Annotated in this window: 23 protein-coding genes; 6 read left to right on the top strand and 17 right to left on the bottom strand. The window is 60.4% G+C overall.

Annotated elements, in window-relative coordinates:
- Positions 1-119 precede the first annotated feature (119 nt).
- From IEX75_RS21100 to folE, 9 genes are all read right to left on the bottom strand, one after another.
- On the bottom strand, positions 120-680 hold the full coding sequence (locus IEX75_RS21100) for a HutD/Ves family protein (protein WP_188797474.1): 561 nt from the start codon (positions 678-680) through the stop codon (positions 120-122).
- Complete coding sequence (gene dinG / locus IEX75_RS21095; RefSeq protein ID WP_188797472.1) at positions 677-2,779, bottom strand: ATP-dependent DNA helicase DinG; 2,103 nt, start codon at positions 2,777-2,779, stop codon at positions 677-679. Before dinG ends, IEX75_RS21100 begins: the two co-directional genes overlap by 4 nt.
- Positions 2,769-4,418: an NAD(P)/FAD-dependent oxidoreductase gene (locus IEX75_RS21090; RefSeq protein WP_188797469.1), complete on the bottom strand. Its 1,650-nt coding sequence runs from the start codon at positions 4,416-4,418 to the stop codon at positions 2,769-2,771. The genes dinG and IEX75_RS21090 overlap by 11 nt, the downstream gene beginning before the upstream one ends.
- Positions 4,419-4,630: 212 nt before the next feature.
- A complete protein-coding gene (locus IEX75_RS21085; RefSeq protein WP_188797467.1) occupies positions 4,631-5,284 on the bottom strand; it encodes a DsbA family oxidoreductase in 654 nt (217 codons plus the stop codon).
- Positions 5,285-5,436: 152 nt separating this feature from the next.
- On the bottom strand, positions 5,437-8,331 hold the full coding sequence (locus IEX75_RS21080) for a TonB-dependent receptor plug domain-containing protein (protein ID WP_188797465.1): 2,895 nt from the start codon (positions 8,329-8,331) through the stop codon (positions 5,437-5,439).
- A gap of 304 nt (positions 8,332-8,635) precedes the next feature.
- Positions 8,636-9,142 (bottom strand): DUF1993 domain-containing protein, encoded by a 507-nt coding sequence (locus IEX75_RS21075; RefSeq protein WP_188797463.1) that lies wholly within the window; start codon positions 9,140-9,142, stop codon positions 8,636-8,638.
- Positions 9,139-10,488: a TCR/Tet family MFS transporter gene (locus tag IEX75_RS21070; RefSeq protein ID WP_188797461.1), complete on the bottom strand. Its 1,350-nt coding sequence runs from the start codon at positions 10,486-10,488 to the stop codon at positions 9,139-9,141. The genes IEX75_RS21075 and IEX75_RS21070 overlap by 4 nt, the downstream gene beginning before the upstream one ends.
- A gap of 257 nt (positions 10,489-10,745) precedes the next feature.
- On the bottom strand, positions 10,746-11,072 hold the full coding sequence (locus tag IEX75_RS21065; RefSeq protein ID WP_188797459.1) for an EF-hand domain-containing protein: 327 nt from the start codon (positions 11,070-11,072) through the stop codon (positions 10,746-10,748).
- Positions 11,072-11,671: a GTP cyclohydrolase I FolE gene (gene folE, locus IEX75_RS21060; RefSeq protein WP_188797457.1), complete on the bottom strand. Its 600-nt coding sequence runs from the start codon at positions 11,669-11,671 to the stop codon at positions 11,072-11,074. Before folE ends, IEX75_RS21065 begins: the two co-directional genes overlap by 1 nt.
- Positions 11,672-12,036: 365 nt before the next feature.
- Here folE and IEX75_RS21055 point away from each other — a divergent pair, with 365 nt between their 5' ends.
- Positions 12,037-12,852 carry a shikimate 5-dehydrogenase gene (locus tag IEX75_RS21055; RefSeq protein WP_188797455.1) on the top strand — a complete coding sequence of 272 codons (816 nt, stop codon included), beginning with the start codon at positions 12,037-12,039 and terminating at the stop codon, positions 12,850-12,852.
- A 158-nt stretch (positions 12,853-13,010) separates the two neighbouring features.
- Here IEX75_RS21055 and IEX75_RS21050 read toward each other — a convergent pair whose 3' ends face one another.
- On the bottom strand, positions 13,011-14,369 hold the full coding sequence (locus IEX75_RS21050; RefSeq protein WP_188797454.1) for a DNA recombination protein RmuC: 1,359 nt from the start codon (positions 14,367-14,369) through the stop codon (positions 13,011-13,013).
- A 110-nt stretch (positions 14,370-14,479) separates the two neighbouring features.
- On the opposite strand from IEX75_RS21050, the gene IEX75_RS21045 reads away from it, so the two are divergent.
- A complete protein-coding gene (locus tag IEX75_RS21045) occupies positions 14,480-15,115 on the top strand; it encodes a Pr6Pr family membrane protein (RefSeq protein WP_188797452.1) in 636 nt (211 codons plus the stop codon).
- A gap of 78 nt (positions 15,116-15,193) precedes the next feature.
- On the opposite strand, the gene IEX75_RS21040 is transcribed toward IEX75_RS21045, so the two are convergent.
- From IEX75_RS21040 to IEX75_RS21025, 4 genes are all read right to left on the bottom strand, one after another.
- A complete protein-coding gene (locus IEX75_RS21040; protein WP_188797450.1) occupies positions 15,194-16,366 on the bottom strand; it encodes a class I SAM-dependent rRNA methyltransferase in 1,173 nt (390 codons plus the stop codon).
- A gap of 134 nt (positions 16,367-16,500) precedes the next feature.
- The gene (locus IEX75_RS21035) at positions 16,501-16,932 is read right to left on the bottom strand and encodes a hypothetical protein (protein ID WP_188797449.1); all 432 of its coding nucleotides are present in this window, start codon (positions 16,930-16,932) and stop codon (positions 16,501-16,503) included.
- A gap of 23 nt (positions 16,933-16,955) precedes the next feature.
- Positions 16,956-17,903 (bottom strand): serine/threonine protein kinase, encoded by a 948-nt coding sequence (locus IEX75_RS21030; protein WP_188797780.1) that lies wholly within the window; start codon positions 17,901-17,903, stop codon positions 16,956-16,958.
- A 2-nt stretch (positions 17,904-17,905) separates the two neighbouring features.
- Positions 17,906-18,361, bottom strand: coding sequence for a hotdog fold thioesterase (locus tag IEX75_RS21025; protein ID WP_188797447.1), 456 nt, complete (start codon positions 18,359-18,361; stop codon positions 17,906-17,908).
- Between the two features lie 59 nt (positions 18,362-18,420).
- On the opposite strand from IEX75_RS21025, the gene IEX75_RS21020 reads away from it, so the two are divergent.
- Positions 18,421-19,482 carry a 2Fe-2S iron-sulfur cluster-binding protein gene (locus IEX75_RS21020; protein WP_188797445.1) on the top strand — a complete coding sequence of 354 codons (1,062 nt, stop codon included), beginning with the start codon at positions 18,421-18,423 and terminating at the stop codon, positions 19,480-19,482.
- Between the two features lie 78 nt (positions 19,483-19,560).
- Here the strand turns inward: IEX75_RS21020 and IEX75_RS21015 are convergent, their stop codons facing one another.
- From IEX75_RS21015 to IEX75_RS21005, 3 genes are all read right to left on the bottom strand, one after another.
- Positions 19,561-20,004, bottom strand: coding sequence for a rhodanese-like domain-containing protein (locus tag IEX75_RS21015; protein ID WP_188797443.1), 444 nt, complete (start codon positions 20,002-20,004; stop codon positions 19,561-19,563).
- A 90-nt stretch (positions 20,005-20,094) separates the two neighbouring features.
- On the bottom strand, positions 20,095-20,505 hold the full coding sequence (locus tag IEX75_RS21010) for a hypothetical protein (RefSeq protein ID WP_188797441.1): 411 nt from the start codon (positions 20,503-20,505) through the stop codon (positions 20,095-20,097).
- A 23-nt stretch (positions 20,506-20,528) separates the two neighbouring features.
- Positions 20,529-21,014 (bottom strand): YiiD C-terminal domain-containing protein, encoded by a 486-nt coding sequence (locus tag IEX75_RS21005; protein WP_188797439.1) that lies wholly within the window; start codon positions 21,012-21,014, stop codon positions 20,529-20,531.
- Between the two features lie 74 nt (positions 21,015-21,088).
- On the opposite strand from IEX75_RS21005, the gene IEX75_RS21000 reads away from it, so the two are divergent.
- Genes IEX75_RS21000 through IEX75_RS20990 form a run of 3 tightly spaced genes read left to right on the top strand, consistent with a single transcriptional unit; the run spans position 21,089 to position 24,366 of the window.
- The gene (locus IEX75_RS21000; protein ID WP_188797437.1) at positions 21,089-21,988 is read left to right on the top strand and encodes a uroporphyrinogen-III synthase; all 900 of its coding nucleotides are present in this window, start codon (positions 21,089-21,091) and stop codon (positions 21,986-21,988) included.
- A 9-nt stretch (positions 21,989-21,997) separates the two neighbouring features.
- Positions 21,998-23,110, top strand: coding sequence for a uroporphyrinogen-III C-methyltransferase (locus tag IEX75_RS20995; RefSeq protein ID WP_188797435.1), 1,113 nt, complete (start codon positions 21,998-22,000; stop codon positions 23,108-23,110).
- A complete protein-coding gene (locus IEX75_RS20990) occupies positions 23,107-24,366 on the top strand; it encodes a heme biosynthesis HemY N-terminal domain-containing protein (RefSeq protein WP_188797433.1) in 1,260 nt (419 codons plus the stop codon). The genes IEX75_RS20995 and IEX75_RS20990 overlap by 4 nt, the downstream gene beginning before the upstream one ends.
- Positions 24,367-24,494 lie beyond the last annotated feature (128 nt).

Raw genomic sequence — 24,494 nt, 5'->3', positions numbered from 1 at the left:
CCGGAATCCAGTACAAACGTGTTGTGCGAAGCACTCAATATCCAAAATAGGTTTTGTGTGCTTCGCACGGTGTATTTAAACTGGATTCCGGCTTTCGCCGGAATGACGAGCGACAGGCGTTAATCTCCCAGCAACTCCACACGCGCCACAAGTGCCAATGCCCCGACATCCAGTGTGACACGCCCAGTCAGCGGCGTTGGCAACCATGCATCTCCAGCCTGCATACGCCCATCCGACGTATCGACATGTCCGCGCGCGCAGTAGATCAGCACTACGGCATCATCCACTACCTGCCGCCCCGCATCTTCCCAAGTTACCAATTCCCCGCGTGCCTTCGACCGCCTCAGCATCAAATTGAAATCACGCGTAGACCCGCCCTGAAGTGCAATCGTCACCTTCGCCTCACCTGGGAACGCAAAAGGTGCGAACGGCGTGGTAAGCGCATGGCTGCGGCCATCGTCCAGCGTCATCGTGAATCCAGCACCTTCCAGCAGCGCGATGTAACGATCAACGCCTTCGAAGGCTGAAAACGGTGCAGCGCTATCCACTTCCGCCACACTCGCACGCCACGCAAAATCCTCCATGCTTGCACCGGCAGGATAGACGGCCAATTCACGCGTACGCCCCATGCCATTCTTCCACGGCACGGCCGGACAATCGCGCAGACGGATGATGCTCATGCAGTACGCTCGATCACGCGTTGAAAGGGAGGCAGGGCTTTAAGCATCTGGCTGCCGTATTGCCGCGTAATGACACGGCGATCCAGCAACACGATGCGGCCGCGATCCGACTCACTGCGAATCAATCGTCCGCAATATTGAATAAGCAATCGCGTGGCTTCCGGTACTGCCACTTCCATAAAAGGATTGCGCCCGCGCGATTCCAGCCATTCGGCATACGTGGCACCGACCGGATCCGTCGGCACGGCAAATGGCAATTGCGTGATCACTACCGTCTCACACAACTTGCCGGGCAGGTCCAAACCTTCGCCGAACGACGCCAGGCCGAACAGCGTGCTGCCTTTGCCGGCCTCGATGGTGGCGACGTGCTCGGCAATCAATTGCGTCTTGCCCAGCGAACCTTGCGCGCGCACTTTGCGCACCTTGTCGATCGGAAGACGTTGCAGCACGCGTTCGAGCTTCGCACGTGACGTGAATAGCACCAGGTTGCCGGCATCCCAATCCAGATTGTCGGCAAGCCAGTCGGTGACTTCCTGCGCGTGCTGCTCGCGTGCATCGGGCATCGCGGATATGGCTGGTATCTCCAGCCGTGCTTGCGCGCCAAGATCGAACGGCGAAGGCAGACTCACCGTTACCGCATCGTCCGGCAAACCTACCGCATCGGCAAAACCGCGGAAGTTGCCGCCGACGCTCAACGTGGCGGAGGTCATCACGGCAGCGCTGGCGTTGTCCCAGAGAATGCTGCGTAACAACGCGCCCGCGGAAACGGCGGAAGCATGGCAAACCAGTTGCTGATCGTTCGATAGCGTCACCCAGCGCGCCAGTGGCGGTGCATGTTCCGGATCATCACTGGACCATGCGCGCCAGGTACGCACCTGGCGATCGATACGTTCCATGGCCATGCCCAATTCGCGCGACAACGCTTCTTGTGTCGGGCCGCCTTCGCTCATCTCGGTGACAGTGCGGCGCACGACGGTGAGCCAGCGCTGCACTTCGCTACTGGCGATGTAGAGCAAGGTGGCGTGATGCACCCAGTTGTCCGGCAGCTGTCCCAGTGAACCGCGATAGACCGGTTCGGTTTCCGCCGGATCGGGTAGCCACGATTGGCGGATTTCCTTTTCCAGTGCTTCCAACGCGTCACTCAACTCCTGCAGTTTTTCGTCGCCGGCATCGAGCGTGAGTTTGCCGATCACCTCTTTGTCGGTCAGCGAATAGGCCGCGTGAACCTGCCGGCCGAGCCGGCTGATCTGGCGTACCGCGAAGTTGAGCGCCACTTCAGAGGCACCGCGATCGATGGTCTTGCCGGGCATGTGATGCGCTTCGTCGAACACGTACAGCGTCTCTTCCGGCTTGGGCAGGAACACGCCGCCCCAGCTCTCTTCGCCGCTGGATAGGGTGAGATCCGAAAGCACCAGATCCTGGTTGGCGACGATGATGTCTGCATCTGCCGCGGCGCGGCGCGCGGCGAAGAACGGGCAGAGCATGAAGTACGCGCAGCGGCGGCCGGTGCAGCCGCCGGTACTGGTGGTGATCATGGCGCGCAGCATGTCGCCGGGTGTGTCGGGCGCGGCATCCATGTCGCCGTTCCACTCATTGCGATCGAAGGCGTCGGTGAGCTTGCGCAGTACCTGCTTGTCACGCTCGGCCGGCGGTTTGCTCCACAAAGCAAGATCGGCATCCAAGCCCAAGCCCATCTGCGCACTTTCGGCCAAACTGCTGCTGGCCATGCGTAAATTGCGCGGGCACAGGTAGCGGCCACGTCCCTTGGCGAGCGCCACTTTCATCTCGCGGCCATTGAGTTTCAGGAACAGCGGAATATCGCGTTCCACCAATTGCTCTTGCAAGGCAACCGTGGCAGTGGCAATCAGCAGCTTCTTCTTCAGCGCCTTTGCCGCTTCCGTGCCAGCGATCAGGTAGGCCATGGATTTACCGGTGCCGGTCGGCGCCTCGATAACCGCCGCACCGCCTGCCTGCGCCAATGCCTTGGCCACTTCGGCGATCATGCGCGTTTGCGCCGCGCGCGCGCGAAAGCCTGGCAGGCCATCCTTCACGCGCGCATAGGCATCGCGAATGCTGTCTTTGATTGCATCAGTAAGCATGGATTTCCTGATGCGTGATGCTCAGCGCCACCGCTTCCGCCACGCGGATGCCGTCGACGCCGGCTGAAAGAATGCCGCCTGCATAACCCGCACCTTCACCGGCGGGAAACAGGCCGCGTGTGTTGAGGCTTTGCAGGTCGTCATCGTTGCGGCGAATACGCACCGGTGACGAAGTGCGTGTTTCCACGCCGGTGAAAAGGGCATCCGGCCGCGCGAATCCCTTGATCTTGCGATCGAAGGCCGGCATGGCCTCGCGAATGGCTTCTATCGCGTAATCCGGCAAGGCTGGCGCCAGATCCGTCAGATGCACGCCTGGCTTATACGAAGGCTGCACCTCTCCGAACGCTGTCGACGGCCTTCCCGCAAGAAAATCGCCGACAAGCTGGCCCGGCGCATCATAGGTGCCGCCGCCCAATTCAAACGCGCGACTTTCCAGATGACGCTGCAGCGCGATGCCGGCAAGCGGACTGCCGCTATCGTCATACGGCGTGAAATCGCCGGGCTCGATGCCTACCACAATGGCCGCATTCGCATTGCGCTCGTTGCGCGAGTACTGGCTCATGCCATTGGTCACCACGCGTCCTGGCTCACTGGTGGCGGCCACCACGGTGCCACCAGGGCACATGCAAAAGCTATACACCGAGCGGCCATTGCGGCAGTGATGCACCAGCTTGTAATCCGCCGCGCCAAGCAAGGGATGGCCTGCCTGCGGGCCGAAGCGGGCGCGATCGATGATCGATTGCGGATGCTCCACGCGAAAGCCGATCGAGAACGGCTTGGCCTCCAGATACACGCCGCGCTTGTGCAACATCTCGACGCTATCGCGTGCGCTGTGGCCTAACGCCAGCACCACGTGATCCGTGCGGATCTGTTCGCCGTTTGCCAGCGTAACGCCGCGAACATGGCGTGCACCTTCTGCATCGGTGTCGACCAGCAAATCATCCACGCGTTGCTGAAAGCGGATTTCACCGCCCAGCGCTTCGATGGTATTGCGCATGTTCTCCACCATCGTCACCAGGCGGAAGGTGCCGATATGTGGCTTGCTTACATAGATGATCTCTTCCGGCGCGCCGGCCTTCACGAATTCCGTGAGCACCTTGCGGCCGTAATGCTTGGGATCGGAAATCTGGCTATACAGCTTGCCGTCGGAGAACGTGCCCGCGCCGCCTTCGCCGAACTGCACGTTCGATTCCGGATGCAGATTGCGCTTGCGCCACAGATCCCAGGTGTCCTTGGTGCGCTCGCGCACGGCCTTGCCGCGCTCCAGGATGATCGGCCTAAAGCCCATCTGCGCCAGCAGCAGTCCGGCAAACAGTCCGCATGGCCCCATGCCAATGACTACCGGCCGGTGCTCCAGCCTGGCAGATGCCTTCGCCACGAAGCGGTACTCCGTATCCGGAGTGGGGCGCACGTGCGGATCATCCGCGAAGCGCGCCAACACCTTGGCTTCGTCAGCCACGTCCACGTCCAGCGTATAGATCAACTGGATTGCCCCGCGTTTGCGGGCGTCATAGCCACGGCGGAAAACGCTATAGCCGCGAACGGCCGAGGCGCCGACATGCAGCTTGGCGCGGATGGCCGCAGCCAGGGCTTCCTCGGGGTGATCCAGGGGGAGCTTGATGTCGGTGAGTCGCAGCATGCGGGGCAGGGTGGATGAAACGGCAGGCTATTGTCGCAAAGCTGGCCGTGCCGCGCCGCTCTTTACGCTTCCATGCGGATCGAGAAGGCTCGCATTATCCACGTCACCCCAGCGAAAGCCGGAGCCCAGTGCCTTGATTGTCCTACAAAGTCGCTGGACCCCGGCTTTCGCCGGGGCCACGTGCCTGAGGTCTGTTTACAAGTTCGGGTGGTTCAACCTTCCGCCGCCACCTGCCGCAGCGTCTGCTCAAACACTTCCGGCGGCTGCCCACCCTGGACCAGATACTTGCCGTTGATGATCACGGAAGGCACCGCCCGGATACCTTGTGACTGAAAGAACTGCTCCTGCTGGCGCACCTCATCCGCATAACGGTTCTGCGCCAGCACCTTGCGTGCTTCCGCGGTGTCCAGCCCAACTTCGCCCGCGACCCGCGCAAGCACCTCATGCGAACTGACGTTCTCGCCCTTGGTGAAATACGCCTCCAGCAAGGCCAACTTCAGCGCCGGTTGCTTGCCTTCCAGCTCAGCCCAATGCAGCAGCCGATGCGCATCGAAGGTGTTGTAGATGCGGCTGCGCTTGTCCATGTCGAACACAAAGCCCAGGCTCGCCCCGCGCTGACGGATGCCTTCCTGGTTCTTCGTCATCTGCTCCGGCGTGCTGCCGTACTTGTGCGCCAGATGCTCGGCCACGTTCTCGCCTTCCGGAACCATCTGCGGATTCAGCTCAAACGGCTGGAAATGCAGCTCGGCCACCACTTCGCCATCCAGCCGCTGAAGCGCTTGCTCCAACGATTTGAGGCCAATGGCGCACCAGGGGCAGACGACGTCGGAGACGAAGTCGATTTTTAAGCGAGTTGGGTTGGTCACGGTGGTAATCCCTTGCAAGCTTTGTTGATTTCCCTTTGTTTGGGGGCGTGGTGCAGTCGATTCAATGCGACATCGTGTGGATGGAATGTGGTTAAACGTGCAAAAAAAAGCCCTGCAAGGGAATGCAGGGCTCAAAAACGAGCAATATGCGTTTACTTGCCGAACGTGTAGTTGGCTTCCAAGAAGAACGTGCGCCCGAATACATTGTAGTTGCTCTGGTTGTACGGCGCGGCCGACGTACCTGGATAGCTGTTGTCCGTGGGCGGCATCGTGTTGAACAGGTTGTCAACGACGAAGGACAGTTTCAGGTTGGAGATCGGGCTATAGGAAACGCTGGCGTTGTAGATAACCCACGACGGCAGCGAACCCTCTCCAGGTTTTTGGTACGGGGTAGCAAGGTCCAGGGTTGACAGATAGTTGGGCGACTTGCCATAGCGGGTTGCGTATAGAGTGGCACTCCAATCATCTAGTTTCCACGTCAGCGAGGCATTCAACTTGGTTTTGAAGTCTGTGCTGTAGTACGGCGAACGCAGCAGGTCAATATAGGGGTCACCTGCGTACATCTGCTGCTTATGCAACAGGATATTGGTATAGGCCACGTTCGTATTCAATTCACCGAAGCGACCAATGCCGAACGAATAATTGAAGCCCGCGCTGATTGCGTCGAGCACTTCGTTCGACACGTTGATTTTGGGGGTGACAATCTGGGTGATGTCACCCGCTGCATTACGCGTGACCTGACTGATGGCGGCTGAGCAGCTGGGCGAATTGATATCAAGTTGTCCAAGTCGACAGGCCGCTTCTTGCAGCAGAATTTGATCGGGATCCTGGACATTGACTTCATCCTTGACGTTCCAGTGATAGAAGTCCATTGACACGGCCATTCGCGACACTGGTGAAAACACCAGGCCAGCGCTCCAGTTACTGGCAGAAATCGGTTTCAAGGCACGATTACCCGATTGCACGGCTACCACAGAGGCTCCGTTGTACTTCGCTGGACACGAAATCGGAGCAACAGCTGTGTCGAAACCCAATTTCGCGCAGTTGTAATAATCGGTGGGTGTTATATAGGCGGTGCTTTCACCCTGGAACTCATCTGCCAGCGTGGGGGCCTTGAAAGACGTGCCATAGCGTGCACGCAGTAGCAGCGTGTCGAACGGGCGATACTCGAGACCTGCGTTGTAAGTAGGCTTGCTCACTGTAGACCCGGCGACATTGAATGCATCGTAGCGAGCCGAGGCGCTCAATGTTAGCTGCGGTAGCAGCGGCAGTCTCCATTCGGTTGCGAGGGCGTAACGGGAGCGATGGCCCGCACCTTGCACGGCCGAAGTACCCCATACATCACTGCTCAAAAGGCGAGGATCAGGTGAGTAGTCCCAACCTTCGTTGCCACCTTCCAGAAGGAAGGCAACACCAGCATCCCCGCCAGGCATCTGGAACAGTGATGGATTGGTCAGAGTGACGCGTCCAATGTTTTGCCAAGTTTTGCTTTGCGTGGAGGTATAGCCGGTGAAGCTCTGGAAGTCGGCGTTGGAAATGGGTGTATAGAATGCTGCGTAATTCGGCGTGAAAGTGCTGAAACCAAAGCCATAGGGATCCGGCCCGAGATCGGAGCCAAGCACGCGGTTGGCGAAAAAGGTTTCCATCGGCTCGGTGAAGCGAGCGAAGTTCATTTCGTTCAGTTTGTCCTCCGTGTGCATGGCAAATGCGTCATATTCCCAGTTGGAGGCGCCGAGCGCACCCTTGGCACCGAGCGTAAACGTGTAGTTGCGTTCGTAGGTCTTGTACATGATGTTCTGAAACCCGCCAGCCTCTTCGGGGCTGAAAGCCTTCTGTAAATTCACGAAGTCGTCGAGGTTCGGGTCGTAGATATAGCCGTACTTCGATGAGGTTCCCCACCAAAGAACCGATGACCCTGGGCTGTATTTCTCGCGATCGAAGTTCAGCATGACATCGCTGTACAGTTGAACGTTATCGTTCACATCAAATGTCGCGTGAGCATAGACATTCGCTGTTTTACTTCCGTTCGATAGCGTGGATTGGCCGGGGGAGTAGAACGAGCCACAGTATTCGCCAAATCGTGCTCGATTGCGTGGACCTTCGGTGCCGTTGAATTGACCGGTGGTCAATGCGCAGTGGTTAGGGTCCATCATCAAATAGTTGTTGCTCGTATCACTGTTGTACACGAGGTAGTCACGGCTCGCCGTTGCGGGGGATGTGCCGTTTTCGAAGAAGTGTGACGTCATCGCGCGGTCCCTGGACCATATCGGCTGTGTATCTTCAAACTGCGCGCCGACCATGAGGTTGAACTTATCGAAACTGAAACCATCGGCGAAGCTGATGTGACGATTTGCGCCGCCACCTTGCTGATCCCAGCCGTAGCGCACGTCAACAATCGGAGCGTCGACCTTCTTCTTCATCACAATGTTGACGACGCCCGCAATGGCGTCCGAGCCATATAAGGTGGATTGACCACCGGGAAGGATGTCGATGTGGTCAACAAGGTCGGTCGGGATGGTATTGAGGTTGGTGAAGACGTCAGTGCTGTTGTAGAGCGCCGAGAAGCTCGACATCGGGCGTCCATCGATCAGGTACTTCACGTAGCCAACCGGAAGGCCAAACAAGCTTAGGGTTTTTGCGCCAGGCGTGAAGGTGTTGGTCGTCTGTGAGTTCTGAATGCTGCCGGTGGAGAACGTCATTTGCTGAAGTGCATCAGCGACCGACGAAAAACCCCTGGATTTGAGTTCCTGAGAGGTGATGGTGGTTGTCGGTGTGAATGTTTCAACTTCAGTCTGCGGGATTAAGGAGCCCGTGACGGTAACGGCTTCAAGTTTCTTTGAGCTGGTGGCATTTGAACCTGTTGAATTGTCTTGAGCACATACGCTCGTGCTTGCCAAAGCGGCGGCACACGCCAACGCCAGCAATGAATAATGAAAAGTATTTCCTGCTTTCAAAATGATCTCTCCCTGGAATCGCCGTCCATCGTTTAGCGGTACAACAAGCGGCAGATGACAAAGTGCGAAGGTCGCCGCCGAGCCATGACGCATGGCTTAGCTGCGACGGTCGCGTGTGTACGGTTCAGCTCCTTGAGGCAAGATGTTCTTTGCGAACCGCAGAGATCAAATTAGCTGACAACGACTTTGTAACAATCGGAAAGCGCTTAATTTGATGTGAGATATGACTTCAAAGCGATGGAAGTCGAGCAATGACGCTGATGCGTGCAATGCAGTACGTACGCGTACGAGAGCGGACTTCGATCAAGGCAGGATCAATCAGCGTGTCGAAAGCGGGGCGACAGCTCGGAGGTATCGAGCAGGGCGAAAGCGTCGCCCTGCTCGCAAAAAGAGGGGATTACGCCTTGCCAATAAAATCCTGCTTCCCAATATTCGTCCCGGCCTCACGCAAGATGGCGTACGCCGTGGTGCAGTGGAAGAACAGATTGGGAATCACGTAGTGCAACAAGTAAGCCTCGCCTTCGAAATGCTGCTCACCGTTGCGCGTCTTCAGCGTGATGGCGCGCGTTTCGCTACCGTCGACCTGCTCCGGCTTGAAGCTCTTGATGTAATCAATCGCGCGCTCGATGCGTGAGTACAGCTCATCGAACGAGGTTTCGTTGTCTTCGAATTTCAGCGGATCGACGCCGGCCAGGCGGGCCGTGCCGTTCTTGGCCATGTCGGTGGCGATCTGCACCTGCTTGACCAGTGGCAGCATGTCGGCGATGAGGCGGGTTTGCAGTATCACCGAACCTTCCACGCTTTTTTCCTTGGCGTGCTTTTCGCCGAGTTTGAGCACGTGGTTCAGGTTGGTCAGTGCGCGCACGAACAGCGGTACGGACGCTTGGTACATCGAGAGACTCATGGGGATGACTCCTGCTGATGATGGGGGAGGTGATCGTGAGTAACCACGTCAGCGATGGGCGAAAGTTCGCCATGCAGTGACGGGGGTGTTTGCTGGTCTGCTGGCTGCGCAAGATGAATATGGCGAATGGCGTAGTCGGCAAGAACGGTGGCTGCCGCGAGTAGCAGTGCTGCCAGCAGGAAGGCGATGCCTGGCAGGTGCACGGGCGCGTGGTCGCTGATGAAGAGCCCAAATAGGTTGGCGAACAGGGCCGGCCCGAAGATGCCGGCCAGGCTGGCCAGGCTGCTTAGCGCGCCTTGCAAGCGTCCTTGTTCGTGTGGGTCCACCTGCTGTGTCATCAATGCTTGTGCAGGCGGTCCTGAGAGACCACCCAGGCACAGGAACGGAATGCCCACCAGGAACATCCATCCCACGGAAGAAAAACCGAAGAACAGATAGCCGACCACGCACAGCGGCAGGCCGATCATGATCATGCGCCGCTCTCCGAGTTTCGGCATCAGGCGACGCACCAGCACCGCCTGCACGATCCCGCTGCAGAGCCCAACGAAGGCGAGTGTGTATCCCACCGCCTGAGTGCCCCAGCCATAGCGGTAATCGGCGTAGAGCACATAGGTGGAGTTGAGCGAGAACTGGGCCAGGTTGATCAGGAAGTACACCGAGGCCAGCGCGAAGACTTGCGGATAGCGACGCAGTAACACCAGCGCACCGAACGGATTGGCATGGCTCCAATCGAAGCGTTTGCTGCGACGCTCAGCTGGCAGCGACTCCGGCAGCACGAAGAAGCCGTAGCAGAAGTTGATCAGCGACAACCCTGCCGCCACCCAGAACGGTAGACGGATGCTGATATGGCCAAGCAGTCCGCCCAGCGCAGGTCCCGTGATGAAGCCGATGGCAAACGCGGCACCGAGCGCGCCGTAAGCGGCGGCGCGCTTTTCCCTCGGCACGATGTCGGCGATATAGGCATTGGCGGTGGAGAAGCTCGCTGCACAGATGCCGGATACCAAGCGCCCCACGAACAGCAGCCACACCGTGGGTGCCAGCGCGATGACGATGAAATCCACGCCCAGGCCGAAGCTGGAAATCAGGATCACCGTGCGGCGGCCGAACCGATCCGACAACGTGCCTTGCACCGGCGAGAAGATGAACTGCATCAGCATGAACATGGTGCTGATCGCGCCCACCCACACGGCTGCCTGCGCCATGCTGCCGCCGATCAATTCCACGATCAGGTGCGGCAGCACCGGAATGATGATGCCGAAGGCCAGCATGTCCAGCATCACCGTCACGAAGATGAAGGCGAAGGCTGCTTTTTGGCGGGAGGAGGGAGCGGGGGATGCAGAGTCCATGCGAGGGGCGCGGATAGCCACGGAATGTATGGGGCCAAAGGCGCAACGATAGCTGATGCCGTGTTGCTTGGCATGGGCTGGAGGTGTGGAGGAAATGTCGCGGGCTGCTCACTTTTCTCCCTCTCACCCTTCGAGGAGAGCGTTGGGGTGAGGGAGAATCCCGTGGAACAGCTGTAGGTTGGGGTGCAAACCCCAACATCCGGGTGTCGCGTTCTAGGGCGATGTTGCGGTTTGCACCCCAACCCACGCAGCGGTCGTCACCGTGGCGGCTGCATCAATTCCTGAGGGCTCAGATACCCATCATGGTTGCGATCCAGCTTATTGAACTCACGACGCAGATTGTCCTGCCATGCCTTGAGTGTCACCGGTTTGCCATGTCCGCCGGGTAGTTCGTCCGGTTCCAGCACGCCATCGTGATTGAGATCCCGGCGGTAGAAGCCCTGGCTCATGTAGGCCACGTATTCGGCTTCGCTGATGCGGCCGTCACCATTGGTGTCCATGGCCTGGAACAGGCCGGTCGCCGTATTTTGCGCAAGCACGGCGAAAGGTAGCGCCAACAAGAGGAGCCACGGGCTCAAGCGCATCAGCGGCGGCCGCCCTGGATGCCGATGAAATCCAGGAATTCCGCACGCGTACGTGCATCGTCACGGAACGAGCCCAGCATCTGGCTGGTGACCATCGATACGCCGCGCTTGTGCACGCCGCGAGTGGTCATGCACTCATGGCTGGCGTCGATCACGACAGCCACGCCCGCCGGGTGGAGATTTTCCTGGATGCAGCGCGCGATTTCGGCGGTCATCTTTTCCTGTACTTGGAAGCGGCGCGCGTAAGCATCCACCACGCGGGCCAGCTTGCTGATGCCCACCACACGATTGGTGGGCAGATAGCCCACATGTGCGCGGCCGATGATGGGCGCCATGTGATGTTCGCAATGGCTTTCGAATTCGATATCGCGCAGCACCACCATCTCGTCGTAACCGGCCACTTCTTCGAAGGTGCGGCGCAAGTACTCGCCCGGATCGACCAGATAACCACTGAACCAGTCACGATAGGCTTTGACGACGCGGCGTGGCGTATCGAGCAGGCCTTCGCGTTGCGGGTCCTCGCCAGCCCAGCGCAGCAGGGTGCGCACCGCTTCTTCGGCTTGTTCACGGGTGACGTCGGTAGGCTCGTGCTCGCTCATGCGGCTTCCTTGGTGCGGACTTGAGCCTCCAAGTGTAACGCTCGCGTCAAGGGATGCTCTGATCCATTCTGTGCAGGCGGCATGATGTCCAGAAGGCCCGCAGGATGTGTTGCGCGGCGCCGGGAAGACTGGCCGTCTTGCCAAGCCGCGCGGCGCAGCATGCGGGCCTTCTGGACATCACCCTTCGGGCCGCTTCTGTCTGTCCACAGGGCTTCGGCCCATCGCCTCGACAGACGGCCAGTCTGCCTTCGCCGATGGTCCTGTGCCCTGTGGACAGACAGGAGCGGTGACGCCTACACAGAATGGATCAGAGCATCCCTATGTTAGGGTTCCGGGCCTCCCTGACTCCCCACCAGGACCCACATATGACTCGATCCATCAATCGCGACACCCAGCTTTGCATGTCCCTGTCCGGCCGCCCGGGCAACTTTGGCACGCGCTTTCAGAATTATCTGTATGAAGCGCTGGACTTGAACTATGTCTACAAGGCATTCACCACGCGCGACCTTCCTGCCGCGATCGGTGGCATTCGCGCTTTGGGCATTCGTGGTTGCGCGGTCTCGATGCCGTTCAAGGAGGCATGTATCCCGTTGGTCGACAGCATTGACGACTCGGCCGCGGCGATCGCTTCGATCAATACCATCGTCAATAACGATGGGCATCTGCGTGCCTACAACACGGATTACATCGCTGTGCGCAAGCTGATCGAGCAGCATGGGCTTGCTACCGACATGTTGCTGGCTTTGCGCGGTAGTGGCGGCATGGCGAAGGCGGTGGCTTGTGCGTTTCGTGATGCCGGCTTCAAGCACGGGCATATCGTGGCGCGTAATGAAGCCACGGGGCGGGCACTGGCCCAGACCAGTGGTTTTGGTTGGGTGCCCGATATGCCGGGCGTGCAAGCGGATCTCTTGATCAACGTGACGCCGATTGGCATGGAAGGGCCTGAGAAAGATCAGCTCGCGTTCGAGCGCAAAGACGTTGAGCGCTCAAAAGCCGTGTTCGACGTGGTGGCGTTGCCGCCGGAAACGCCGGTGATCAAGTTGGCTCGTTCAGTGGGCAAGCGGGTAGTGACAGGTGCTGAGGTGATCGTATTGCAGGCGGTTGAGCAATTTGTGCTGTATACGGGCGTGCGGCCGGATGATGCGTTGATTGAGCGAGCAGCAGAGCATGCGCTGGGCTAGTGCAATGCTTGCCACTGCCTCACCGTCATTCCGGCGAAGGCCGGAATCCAGTTCAAATAATGCGTTCGCAGGACTCGATATTTTTTGTATTGAGTGCTTCGCACAACGTATTCAAACTGGATTCCGGCTTTCGCCGGAATGACGGTGGGGAGTGATTCTTAATCCTCTACGACTTCTTCATCACCACTCAAGGACTCGCCCAGCAACTGCTGCGCCTGATCTCCTGGTAACGTTTCCACGTCACGCAACTTGCGCTCAATCGCGCGCGTACGTGTCGCCGTCTTGTCGATGTGCTTGCTGGCTTCGTCCAGCTTCTTGCGCACCATCGACAGCACCTCGCCAAACTTGCCAAACTCGTTCTTCACCGCGCCGAGCAGCTGCCACACTTCGCTGCTACGCTTCTGTATCGCCAGTGTGCGAAAACCCATTTGCAGGCTATTGAGGATGGCAGCAAGCGTGGTCGGGCCGGCCACGATCACGCGCTGCTCGCGTTGCAAATTATCGAACAACCCGGGGCGGCGGATGATTTCCGCGTACAAGCCTTCCGTGGGCAGGAAGAGGATCGCGAAATCGGTCGTAGCGGGTGGCGCAATGTATTTGGTGCGGATGGTTTTGGCTTCGTCGCGCACGCGGCGTTCCAGCGCCGTGGCGGCGCGCTCCACGGCTTCTACGTCTGCCTGCTGTTGTGCGTCGAGCAGGCGCTCGTAATCTTCGCGCGGGAATTTCGCATCGATGGGTAGCCACACTTGATCATCGCGATCGCCACCTGGCAGGCGAATAGCGAATTCCACGCGCTCGTCCGAGCCCGGTGCCGTCGCAACATTGGCGGCGTATTGCTCAGGCGTGAGCATCTGTTCCAGCAGCGCGGCGAGCTGCATTTCGCCCAGGATGCCGCGGGTTTTCACGTTGCTCAGCACGCGCTTGAGATCACCCACACCGCTGGCCAGCGATTGCATTTCTCCTAGGCCGCGCTGCACGGCTTCCAGTCGCTCGGACACCAGCTTGAACGATTGGCCCAACCGCGTTTCCAGCGTGGATTGCAGCTTTTCGTCCACTGTGGCGCGCATTTGCTCCAGCTTGGCGGCGTTGTCCTGCTGGATCGCGGTGAGCTTGGTTTCCAGTGTGGTGCGCACTTCACCGAGGCGTTTTTCGTTATCGGCGGTGAGTGTGCCAAGTTGCTGCTTTTGCTGATCGCCGAGTTGCCTGAGGGTGGCTGCCAATTCTTCGCGACCGCGTCGTGATTCCTCGATCAGCCGCTGCGAGAGCGTCTGCAGACCGGTATCCGTGCGCTCGGTCAACGCATCCAGGCGCTGACCGAACTGCACCAGCGCCTGGGTCAGCTCGCCACGACCGGCACGTTGCTCCTGGGCCAGGGCTTCGCGCAGATGGCGGACGTCGTCTTTCAGGCTGTCCAGGCGCGCCTGCAGGCCGGCATCGCCGCGTCCGCGCAGCAGCACGATCACCTGCAAAACAAGCAGGACAACAAGCAAGGCTAGTGAAATATCGATCAGTGGCATGGGCGATTCCAAGGCTATCGGCGCACAGTTTACGCGCAGCCGTATCAATCGCTGAGATCAGGCCGGCAAGGTAGTATCCACGCAAGTCTGTTCACGCTTAGGGAGCCTGCATGAGCGCATCGACCGTCAGGGCACGGCCGCTGGCTGCGCTAATCGCCGTTGTCGCCTGGTCTGGTGTCGCCCTGCAGCTGTACCTCTCGCTGCGGCTGACCGATGCGATGGGAATGAGCGCCGTGCAGGGATTGGCGATCTACCTCGGCTATTTCACGGTGCTCACCAATATGCTGGTCGGCGTGGCTATGACCTTGTCGCTGGTGGTGCCTTCTTCAGCGTGGGGGCGTTTCTTCGCGCAACCGGTGGCTGTCGGCTGGATAACGGCCAGCATCGCCTTTGTGGGGATGGCCTATTTCGTGTTGCTGCGGCACGTGTGGAATCCGCAAGGCCTGCAACGGCTGGCGGATGTCGTCATGCATTACGTCGTACCGATGCTGGCCGTGATCTATAGCGTCATTGCATTGAAGCATGTGCCATGGCGTTGGACGGCTCCACTTTGGTGGAGCTTGTACCCGGTGGGCTATTTCGTCTATGTGCTGGTGCGGGGCGTGTTCATGGGACGCTACCCGTATCACTTCATTGACGTGTCGCAGTTAGGCTACGCGCTTGTCTTGCGCAATGCCGTGATGTTGTGGGCTGCGTTTTTGGGCTTGTCGTACGTGTTGATGTTGCTGTGGCGTAGGCTTGGATAACTCGTAGGTTGGGGTGCAAACCCCAACATCGTGCTCTTGATTGGCACGGTAATGTTGGGGTTTGCACCCCAACCTACGTCAATCCACGCGGCAGAACACGGCCTTGAGGTACCGGCTTTCCGGTACATCGGTGCGCACCGGGTGATCTGCGCCAGCGCCACGTACTTCCAGAATCTGGATCTCGCGTCCTGCATTGAGCGCTACGCGGCGCAGCATCTCCAGGAAGTCCGCCTCACTGACTAGGCCGGTGCAAGAACAGGTAAGCAACAAGCCGCCCGGCGGAATCACATCCAGCGCCAGCCGATTCATCGCAAAATATTTCTTCAACGCGTCGATCACCTTGGTGCGATCACGCGTGAGCTTGGCAGGATCGAGAATCACTGCATCGTAACGCTCGCCGCGAGCAACCGCCTGGCGCAGCCATTCGAAGATATCGGCCTGTTCGAAATGAATGGGGAGATCGTTCGCCCCCGCATTGGCACGTGCGATCTCGAGAATGCCCGCATCCATATCCACGCCGACCGCTTCGCTCGCACCGCCGGCCATGGCATGCACGGCAAAACCGCCGGCATTGCAGCACAGATCAAGCACGCGCCGGCCACGCGCCAGCTCGGCAAAGCGGCGGCGGTTTTCGCGCTGATCGGCAAAGAATCCGGTCTTGTGTCCGTAGCCAGGCGCTGCGTGAAAGCGCAGCCCGTGCTCATGCACTTCCACTGGCGCTGGTGCTTCGGTCTGCCGGCAATCGAAGGATTCCTGCTTCTGCACGTGGCTTTCGGAGAACCAATACAGCCGTGCGCCAGGGAACTGGCGCAGAAGTTCGGCATGGATGACGTCGCGGAACTTCCACATGCCGGCGGCGAAATATTCCACCACCAGGATGTCGTCGTAGCGGTCCACGATCAGTCCGGACAGCCCGTCGCCTTCGCTGTGCACCACGCGCCAGGCGTCGGTGACGGTGTCGAGCTGCAGCAATTCACGCCGCAACTGAACGGCACGATTGATGCGCGAGGCGATCCAGCCTGCATCAATCGTTTCGTGTGCATCGCTGGTAAGCAGGCGCAGTGCGATACGTGCATGGCCGTTCCAGAAACCGCGCCCCACAAAGCGATCTTTCGCATCCAGCACATCCACCACGCTGCCCGGCGGAATGCGCGATTCGGGCTTATGGACTTGCGCCGACCATACCCAGGGATGGCCGGGTGTGCGGTCGGATTTCAGGTGGATAACGGGTAGCGTGGCTGGGGTATTCATCCGCTAATGATAGCGGGTTATACCCGGTAACCCACGGACGTTGCGTAGGTTGGGGTGAAAACCCCAACATCACTATGCCTGGGTGGTTGGCCATGTTGGGGTTCGCATCCCAACCTACGAAAGCGGCAAGATCTTCAGCGCAACTTGAGAACCATCCAAGACAACAGCGCCAGCAAATTCACCCCGAAATACGATACCGACGGTCCGCCAAAAGCCAATCGCAATCCTTGGCTGCCGAAATGCCAAGCCAACTCCGGATGCAAGTGGATCGTGGTGTATAGATTGATGTAGCCACCACAGTGCAGGCCGTAGCTGAAGATCGGTGTGCCGAGCAGCGGCAGTTGCAGCAGTTGCGCGATGCTGGATAGATGAATGCCGCGCTCGCTGTTTTCCAGCAGCAGCACGCCGGCCACCAACACGAAGGCGTAGAGCGCGAAAGCGATCAACCCGATCGCGGCGGTACGCAAAGGCCCGAACGCTAGCAGACTTGGCAGTAGCAGCACCATGCCGTAGAAACCGCCGGCCACTTCCAGGATACCGATCAGGCGAAACAGGATTTGACGCATGCAACACCCCAAAGAAAAAACAATTATTCGAATTCGTCGGCCTGCTCATGCAGGTCCGTGATGTGCTGTTCCCACCAGCGTGGTTCGGCGGCGAACGGAAACGCCGCTGGGAACGCCGGATCGTGCCAGCGCGCCGCGATCCAGCCAGCATAATGCACTTGCCGCATGGCTCGCAGCGCAGGAATTAAAGCAAGTTCAGCGTGATCGAAGTCACGCATTGAGGTATAGCCTTCCAGCAGCGCATCCATCGCGCGTTCGTCGTGAGCCAGCATCCATAGATCCTGCACGGCGGGTCCCATGCGCGCATCGTCGAGATCCACGAAATGCGGGCCCTCATCGGTCCACAACACGTTGCCGGGATGGCAGTCGCCATGCAGACGCAGCGTGCGTACTGGGCCAACCGCTTCGAAGCGCATGGCAACCAAGCGATCGATGCGTTCGACGGCCTGGCGATAACGATCGTGCATGCCTGGCGGAAGCAGCGCGCAAGCCAGCACTGCTTGCATCGGTTGCGCGATTGACGTGTCACGATCGATGCGGCCACGGTGCGTGAAACTGTCGTGTGCCCCTACGGTGTGCATGCGCGCAATCAGGCGTCCAAGCCACTCCAGTTGATCGGCCGATTCCAGTGACGGTGCGCGGCCTCCATGTCGCGGCGACAAGGCGTAGCGATAGCCATCGTGATGCAGCAATGTGCGTCCCGCGAATGGCCGTGGTGCGACGACGGGCAATTCGGCATCGGCCAGTTCCTGCGCAAATGTGTGTTCTTCAAGGATGGCTGCATCGCTCCAACGTCCGGGGCGATAGAACTTGGCGATCACCGGCCGCGCCTCTTCCAGCCCGACTTGCCATACGCGGTTTTCATAGCTGTTCAATGCCAGCAGGCGACCGTCCGGCCATAAACCACAGGCGGTGATGGCATCGAGCACCAGGTCGGGGGTGAGGCGCGCGTAAGGTGTTTCGTTGGGCATGCTCAGCGCGAGCCAACCGCCGCTGCCGGCACCACCGCCATCGTCAAGCGCGAGATGCACACCAGCTTGCCGGCCTCATCCTCGATGCGAATCTCCCATACCTGCGTCGACCGCCCGAGATGCAGCGGACGTGCCGTGCCCGTCACGTTGCCGGTGGTGACACCGCGCATATGGTTGGCATTGATGTCCAGCCCGACAGCGCGCTCTTTGTCTGCATCGAGCGTGAGCATCGCGGCGGTGCTGCCGAGCGTCTCGGCCAGGGCGACCGAGGCACCGCCATGCAGCAGTCCATACGGCTGGTGCGTGCGCTGGTCCACCGGCATCGTGCCCTGCAACCAATCATCGCCGACGGCGGTCAGGCGGATGCCGAGCGCTTCCATCAAGGTGTTGCGGCTCCAGCCGTTCAGGCGTTCGAGGCTGGTGTCCCGTTTCCAGATAGGGGTGTCCCAGATGGCCATAAGTGCGTTGATATTCGTTGGGAAGCCCGCATTGTCCGCCGACCACCCCAGCGGCGACAATGCGCCTCGTGTTTACCGTCACTCTCACCAATGGGCGCCGTTTTGGCGTGCAGCCAGGCGAAACTGTGCTGGAGGCTGCGCAGCGCGCCGGCATCGCCTTGCCGTATTCCTGCCGCGCGGGTGTATGCGGCAGTTGCAAGGCCACGTTGATCGAGGGTCGCTGCCACTATCCGCGCAATCCGCCGGCCGCGCTGGACGCGCGCGATCGCGTGCAGCATGCGGTGTTGTTATGCCAGGCCGTTCCGCTCACTGATCTCGTGGTGAAAGCGCGCGAGGTAACTTCGGTGGAAGACATCGCGCGCCGCCAATTGGATGTGCAGGTGAATCGCAAATGGCAGCTCGCGCCGGATGTGATCGGTCTGCATTTGCTGCCTGCGCCGGGCGAGCCGCGTCTGAACTGGTTGCCAGGACAGTATCTGGATGTGCTGCTGGATGAAGGACGCCGCCGTCCGTTTTCCATTGCGAACGGGCCGCAAGCGAATGGCGTGATCGAACTGCACGTGCGTCACGTCGCTGGCGGTGGCTTTACGTCATGGGTCAGTGACGTGCTGAAAGAGGGCGATGCGCTGCGTATCGAAGGGCCGTTGGGCACATTTGTGCCGCGCGAGGATTCGGAGCGGCCGATGATCTTCATGGCTGGCGGCACCGGTTTCGCGCCGGTGAAGGCCATTCTCGAGCACTTTCTTGCCCTGGATACGCGGCGTTCGATGGATTTGTACTGGGGCGCTCGTAGCGCGGCGGACCTCTACCTGCGTGCGCATGCCGAGCAGTGGGCGGCGATGGCGCACGATCTGCGCTTTCACGCGGTGCTGTCCGATCCGGAACAAGCCGATATGGCCGGTTTGCGTGCGGGCCTGGTACACGATGCCGTACTGGAAAATCACCCGGACCTGTCTGGCCACGACGTTTACATGAGCGGGCCGCCTGCGATGATCGATGCTGGGCGCCGGCTGTTCGTGGATGCGGGCTTGCCGGAAGATCGCCTCTATTTCGACTCGTTCGAGTACGCGCCGGATGTGTTGGCACAGATACTCGCCGGCAGAGCGGGAATCACCGCGTAGGTTGGGGTGCAAACCCCAACATGGCGCGATGATTGGCATGGCAATGTCGGGGTTTGCACCCCAACCTTCGATTCACGCCTAGTTCTTGCCTTTCGCCACCGGCAACTGCGCCTGCTGCCAGGCCAGCACGCCGCCGCCAAGCGTGTAGACGCGGGTGAAGCCCGCCTTGATCAGCCGCTGCGCAGCGCCATCCGACGTACGGCCGTCCTTGTCCATCACCACAACGGGCAATTCGCGCGCCTTGACCAGATCCTTGTGCTCCGGATCGAACTGGCTCATCGCCACGTGCTTGGCGCCTGGCACGTGCATCTTTTCGAAATCCGCGATGGCGGACAGATCGATCAGCAGTGGATTGTCGCGATTGATCAACTGGGTAAGGCCCGCCGGCGTCAGTTCCTTGTACTTGCGCAGCAGCACCATGACCTGGGTGACGAGCAGCGCGATCACCAGCGCCACGAACAACAGGGACAGCTCCCAATGGTTGCTCACGAACTGGGGCAGTTTGTGCAGGATGTCGTTCATGGGGCTACCGGGCATCAAGGTCTGAAGGTAAACGGCGGATTATAGGCTAGTTGGTGCGATTACCGTTCCCAGACCTGGTTCACCGTAATGCTACTGATTGAGATTCGGTATCCCCGTCTCCAGCCACCACTTGTCCTTGTCGGGGTCGTAGCGCCATATCTGATGGTCGACGATGGTGCGTACCGCCTGGGTATGCACGTTGGTCAAGCCGATGCGGACGGTCTGGCGGACTTCATTTTCGCCCGAAGGTACCGGGCCGTTGCCATCGTCGTAGTCGTTTACCTGCACCTGGCTGAAACGTTCACGATCAAGATCGGTAATCGGATGAGCTTCGCGCACCTTCGGGTCGACGAACAGCTCGGCCGTTTCAAAGCCATCCCAGCGCACCGCATTGGCGTACGCGATCATGGTATGGGCAAGCGTATCGCTGCGCCGGTCGGTGGCGCAGCCGGACAGCAGCAACATGCTCGACAACAGAATCGGGCCGACGATACGACGCATAGAGCTTCCCCTCCAAAGGTCCCTTATTCTGCCGCAGCCGCCCGACGCTTCGCCACGAACTGTGCCTCAAGCGTGGCCGCCGGTTTGCCGCCCTCACCGGGCACTTGGCACGTTACTGCGATGCGTGCGCGATGGCGGGACGCAAGCGTGGCGAAGAAGGTTTCCCAACTCGCCTCTCCGGCGCTTTGCGCCTTTGCCTGGAAATCGCCCCAGACCGGTTCGAGGTAGCGCACGGTGGATTCGCCCACGTACACGTCGCAGTCTTCGCCACGCTGGCGCAGGGCCAGTTCCACCACGCCCCAGCCAGCCAATGTCATCAGGCTGGTGAGGCTGCCACCGAAGGCGCAGCCTTTATCGTTCACGTTTGGTGCCAGGGGGCAGTTCAATACCAGCTTTTCGCCGTCGTAGCTGCCGAGCTGCAGGCCCATGGTGTCGGTAAGGGGGATGCTGTCGCGGATAAAGGTCACCAGGGCCTGCGCGGCAGCGGTGTGGGGATGGGCTTGGTTCATCGGGGGACTGCGTGGGGTGGGGCGCAACAGTGTAGACGCTACACTCGGCGGCATACCGGGATAAGAATCAGGCAATGACTCGCACCAGCCGTACAGGTCATGGCAAGAGCCGCCCCGCAGCCCAGCCCTTTCCCCGTGGGAAAAGGGCAAAGCAGGAATGCTCGACCAAGAGGGAGGAGGGCGTTGGATCCCGCCAGCTTGCGGGCTGCACGATCATCATCACCCGCCCTGCCGGCACGGGTGCGGCACTCGCCAAAAAAGTCCGTGCGCTGGGCGGTATTCCTTTGTTATTGCCCGGCCTTTCCCTGCGTGGCGCTTCCGATTCGCTGTACGCGCGAACGCAATGGCGGGAATCCCAGCACGATGATGTGCTGATCTTCAGCAGCCCCGCAGCCGTGCGCTACGCGTTGGCTCTCGCACCCTTCAACAGGACCCATGGCACGGTGATCGCCGTAGGCCAGGCCACGGCGCGCGCCCTGCAACGACACGGCATCACTGCGCAGGTGCCGGCCTCGCGCCAGGACAGCGAAGGCGTGCTGGTGCTGCCGCCGCTGCAACAGCCGCGTGGCAAGCGTGTCGCCCTGGTCGGTGCGCCCGGTGGACGCGGCCTGATGCAGCAGCAACTGGCGGAACACGGTGCGGTGCTGCGCGAGGTGCATGTCTACCGGCGCGCGGCGTCGCGGTTGACCAGGCGCCATCAAGAGGCGGTGCAGCAACTATCTGTTTCAGCCTGTGTGTTGCTATCCAGCGCCGAAGCGCTGCAAAACCTCAAGGAGCAATTGCCGGCAGACGCTTGGGCGAAGTTGTCCAACGCCACCGCCATCGTGAGCAGCGAGCGGATCGGGGAGGTGGCCAAAGCTGCCGGATTTTTGCGTATTTATCGGGCAGCATCGGCCAATCAGGCAGATCTGCTGGCTGGAGTTTGTGAAATCTGTTCACACCCGTCCCACGAAGCGGACGCCCCAGACTGCTAGCATGCGCGCATGAGCCAGGACGATCTCACCACCGACGCACGTAGCACGCCCGGCATGGGCACTCCTTCCGACCCCGCCGGCAGCCGCCGGCCCGCGCCACCGGCACGCCCTGGCGGTGGTGCCGTCGCACTGGCCCTGCTGCTGGCCTTGATCGCCATCGTGGGTGTCGGCTACATCGCCTGGCGGCAGTGGCAGTTGCTGCACATCAATGCCCAGGCGCTGCACACCACGGCCACGCTGGAAGAGCGGGTCAATACGCTGGAGCGCCAGCTGTCTGGCACCACCAGCCAAGGCAATCTGCTGCTGCAGCGTCTGAACGATGCCGACCAGGTCAACCGCTCCCTGCGCGAAGAACTGCTCTCGCACGACCAGCGCATGCGCGATCTGGAAGAGGCCGTCGGCAAGCTCTCCGAAAAGACCCTCTCCGGCCAGGACGCCATGCGCCTGGACGAAACCGAATCCCTGCTGCGCATGGGTGCCGCGCGCTACAACCTGTTCCACGATGCGCAAGGCGCAGCGCAGGCCTTCGCACTGGCCAGCCAGACGCTTGCTGCCGTGACTGACGATGCCTTCAAGGGCGTTTTGCAAAGCATCGATGCCGAACACGAAGCCCTGGCAAAGAATCAGTCTTCCGATTCGACGCAACAGCTCGATAGCGTGATGCAGCTGCGCAACGATGTACCCAATCTGCCGCTGAAGCCACTGGATGAACCCAGCGCGCAAGCGAACGAGGGTGCCTGGTCGCGCATCTGGCGTGCCCTGCGCGGCGTGGTGCAGATCCACCGCGATAACGGTGCGCCGGTCGATATCGCCGATGCGCGCATCGCTCGCGAATTGATCTCCCTTGATCTCGCACAGGCGCAGGCTGCCGTGCTGGCCTGGGACAACAATGCCGCGACGGCTTCCTTGCAGCGTGCGGATGCCGGTTTGACGGCACAATTCGATCAGCAATCGCCCGCCGTGCAGCAGGCGCATCAGCGCATCGCCACCTTGCTGGCGCAGCTCCAGCCGGCTGCGCCGGTGAAACTGGGTGCTGCGCTGAGCGAACTGCGCAATCTTCGCGCGGTGCATGCCCTCAAACCGACTGCCGATAGCACACCTGCTAACGGAGCCAAGCCATGAAGTTATGGCGCTGGATCCTGGCGCTGGTGATCGTCGCCGCGCTGGCTGCGTTCTGCTGGCATTGGGTAGCGGCAGATCCGGGTTACGTATTGGTGCGCTTCCATGGTTACACCATGCAGACCAGCCTGCTGGCAGCGGTCGTCATTCTGGTGTTGGCCTGGATGGTGATCGCCGGTCTGTGGCGTGCGGTGCGCTGGCCGTTTGGTGCGTACTCGCGCCGCCATCAACGCACCAGTCGGCAGCGCCTGGCGGAGGGACTCGTTGCCTTGATGGAAGGCCGCTATGGCGACGCCGAGCGCGATCTGCATCGCGCTTCCCGCCTGGATACCTTGCGTGGCCCAGCGTTGTTGGCCGCCGCGGAAGCTGCATCGCGTCGCGGCGAACATGCACGCGCGCTGGAAGCATTGGATCAAGCGTCGCAAGTTGCGCCACGTGCTGCGCGTGTCGTGCGCGCCCGCGTGTTGCGCCGCGACGGCAAGCCTGCCGAAGCGCTTGCCTTGCTTACGCCCGAGGCCGACAGCGGCAATTTGAGTCCTGGCGGCTGGCGCGAACTGGTGCTCGCCGCCGTGGCGGCCGGTGACACACGCCGCGCGCGCCATGCACTGGAACCGTTGCAGAAAAGCGGCGTGATGAGCGTTCGTGCGTACAACTCACTGGAAGCCGTGGTGCTGGTGGCAAGCATTCAAGCCGCCAGCGATGGTGCCGTACTGAACACACTATGGTCGCAGCTGCCCAAAGCGCAGCGCCGTGCCCCGGCCGTGGTCGATGCCTATGCACGCAAGGCAGCAGGTTATGGGCTCTCGTTGCCGGCGATGGATGAAGTGGAATCCGCGCTGCGCCGCGAGTGGTCGCCGCAATTGGTGGAAACCTACGGCGTGCTGGCCGGCGATGATCTCGATGCACGCTTGCGTCGCGCCGAAGGTTGGCTCGATGCGCATCCCAACGATTCAAGCTTGCTGCTTTCCCTGGGGCGCATGTCGGTGCGTCTACAGCTGTGGAGCAAGGCTCGCCAGTACCTGGAGCGGTCGCTGGCGCTCGCGCCGAGTGCGAGTGCATGGGAAGGCCTGGGCGATACCTATACAGGTATGGGTGATGCGGGGCTGGCGCAGCGCTGTTATCGCAATGCGATCGCGATAGTGCGTGGTGATGCCATCGCGCCGCTGCCCGAAGGTGCTGTAGTCGGCGGGAGACTGGATACGCGGCCGATCGCGATTGAAGAGCGCGATGTGCATGGGGTGCCGCGGTTGAAGGAGTGAGCGAAGGCGCTTTTCCTTTAAATGTTTCGCAGTACCTCACCGTCATTCCGGCGAAGGCCGGAATCCAGTCTAAATAGGCGTCCGAAGGACACAACATCTTTTATGTTGGGTGCTTCGCACGACGTATT

The organism is Dyella nitratireducens (assembly GCF_014642835.1).
Classification (GTDB): Bacteria; Pseudomonadota; Gammaproteobacteria; order Xanthomonadales; family Rhodanobacteraceae; genus Dyella_B; species Dyella_B nitratireducens.
Note: the sequence above shows the minus strand (reverse complement) of the source record. Positions and strands in the feature narration are given on the sequence as shown.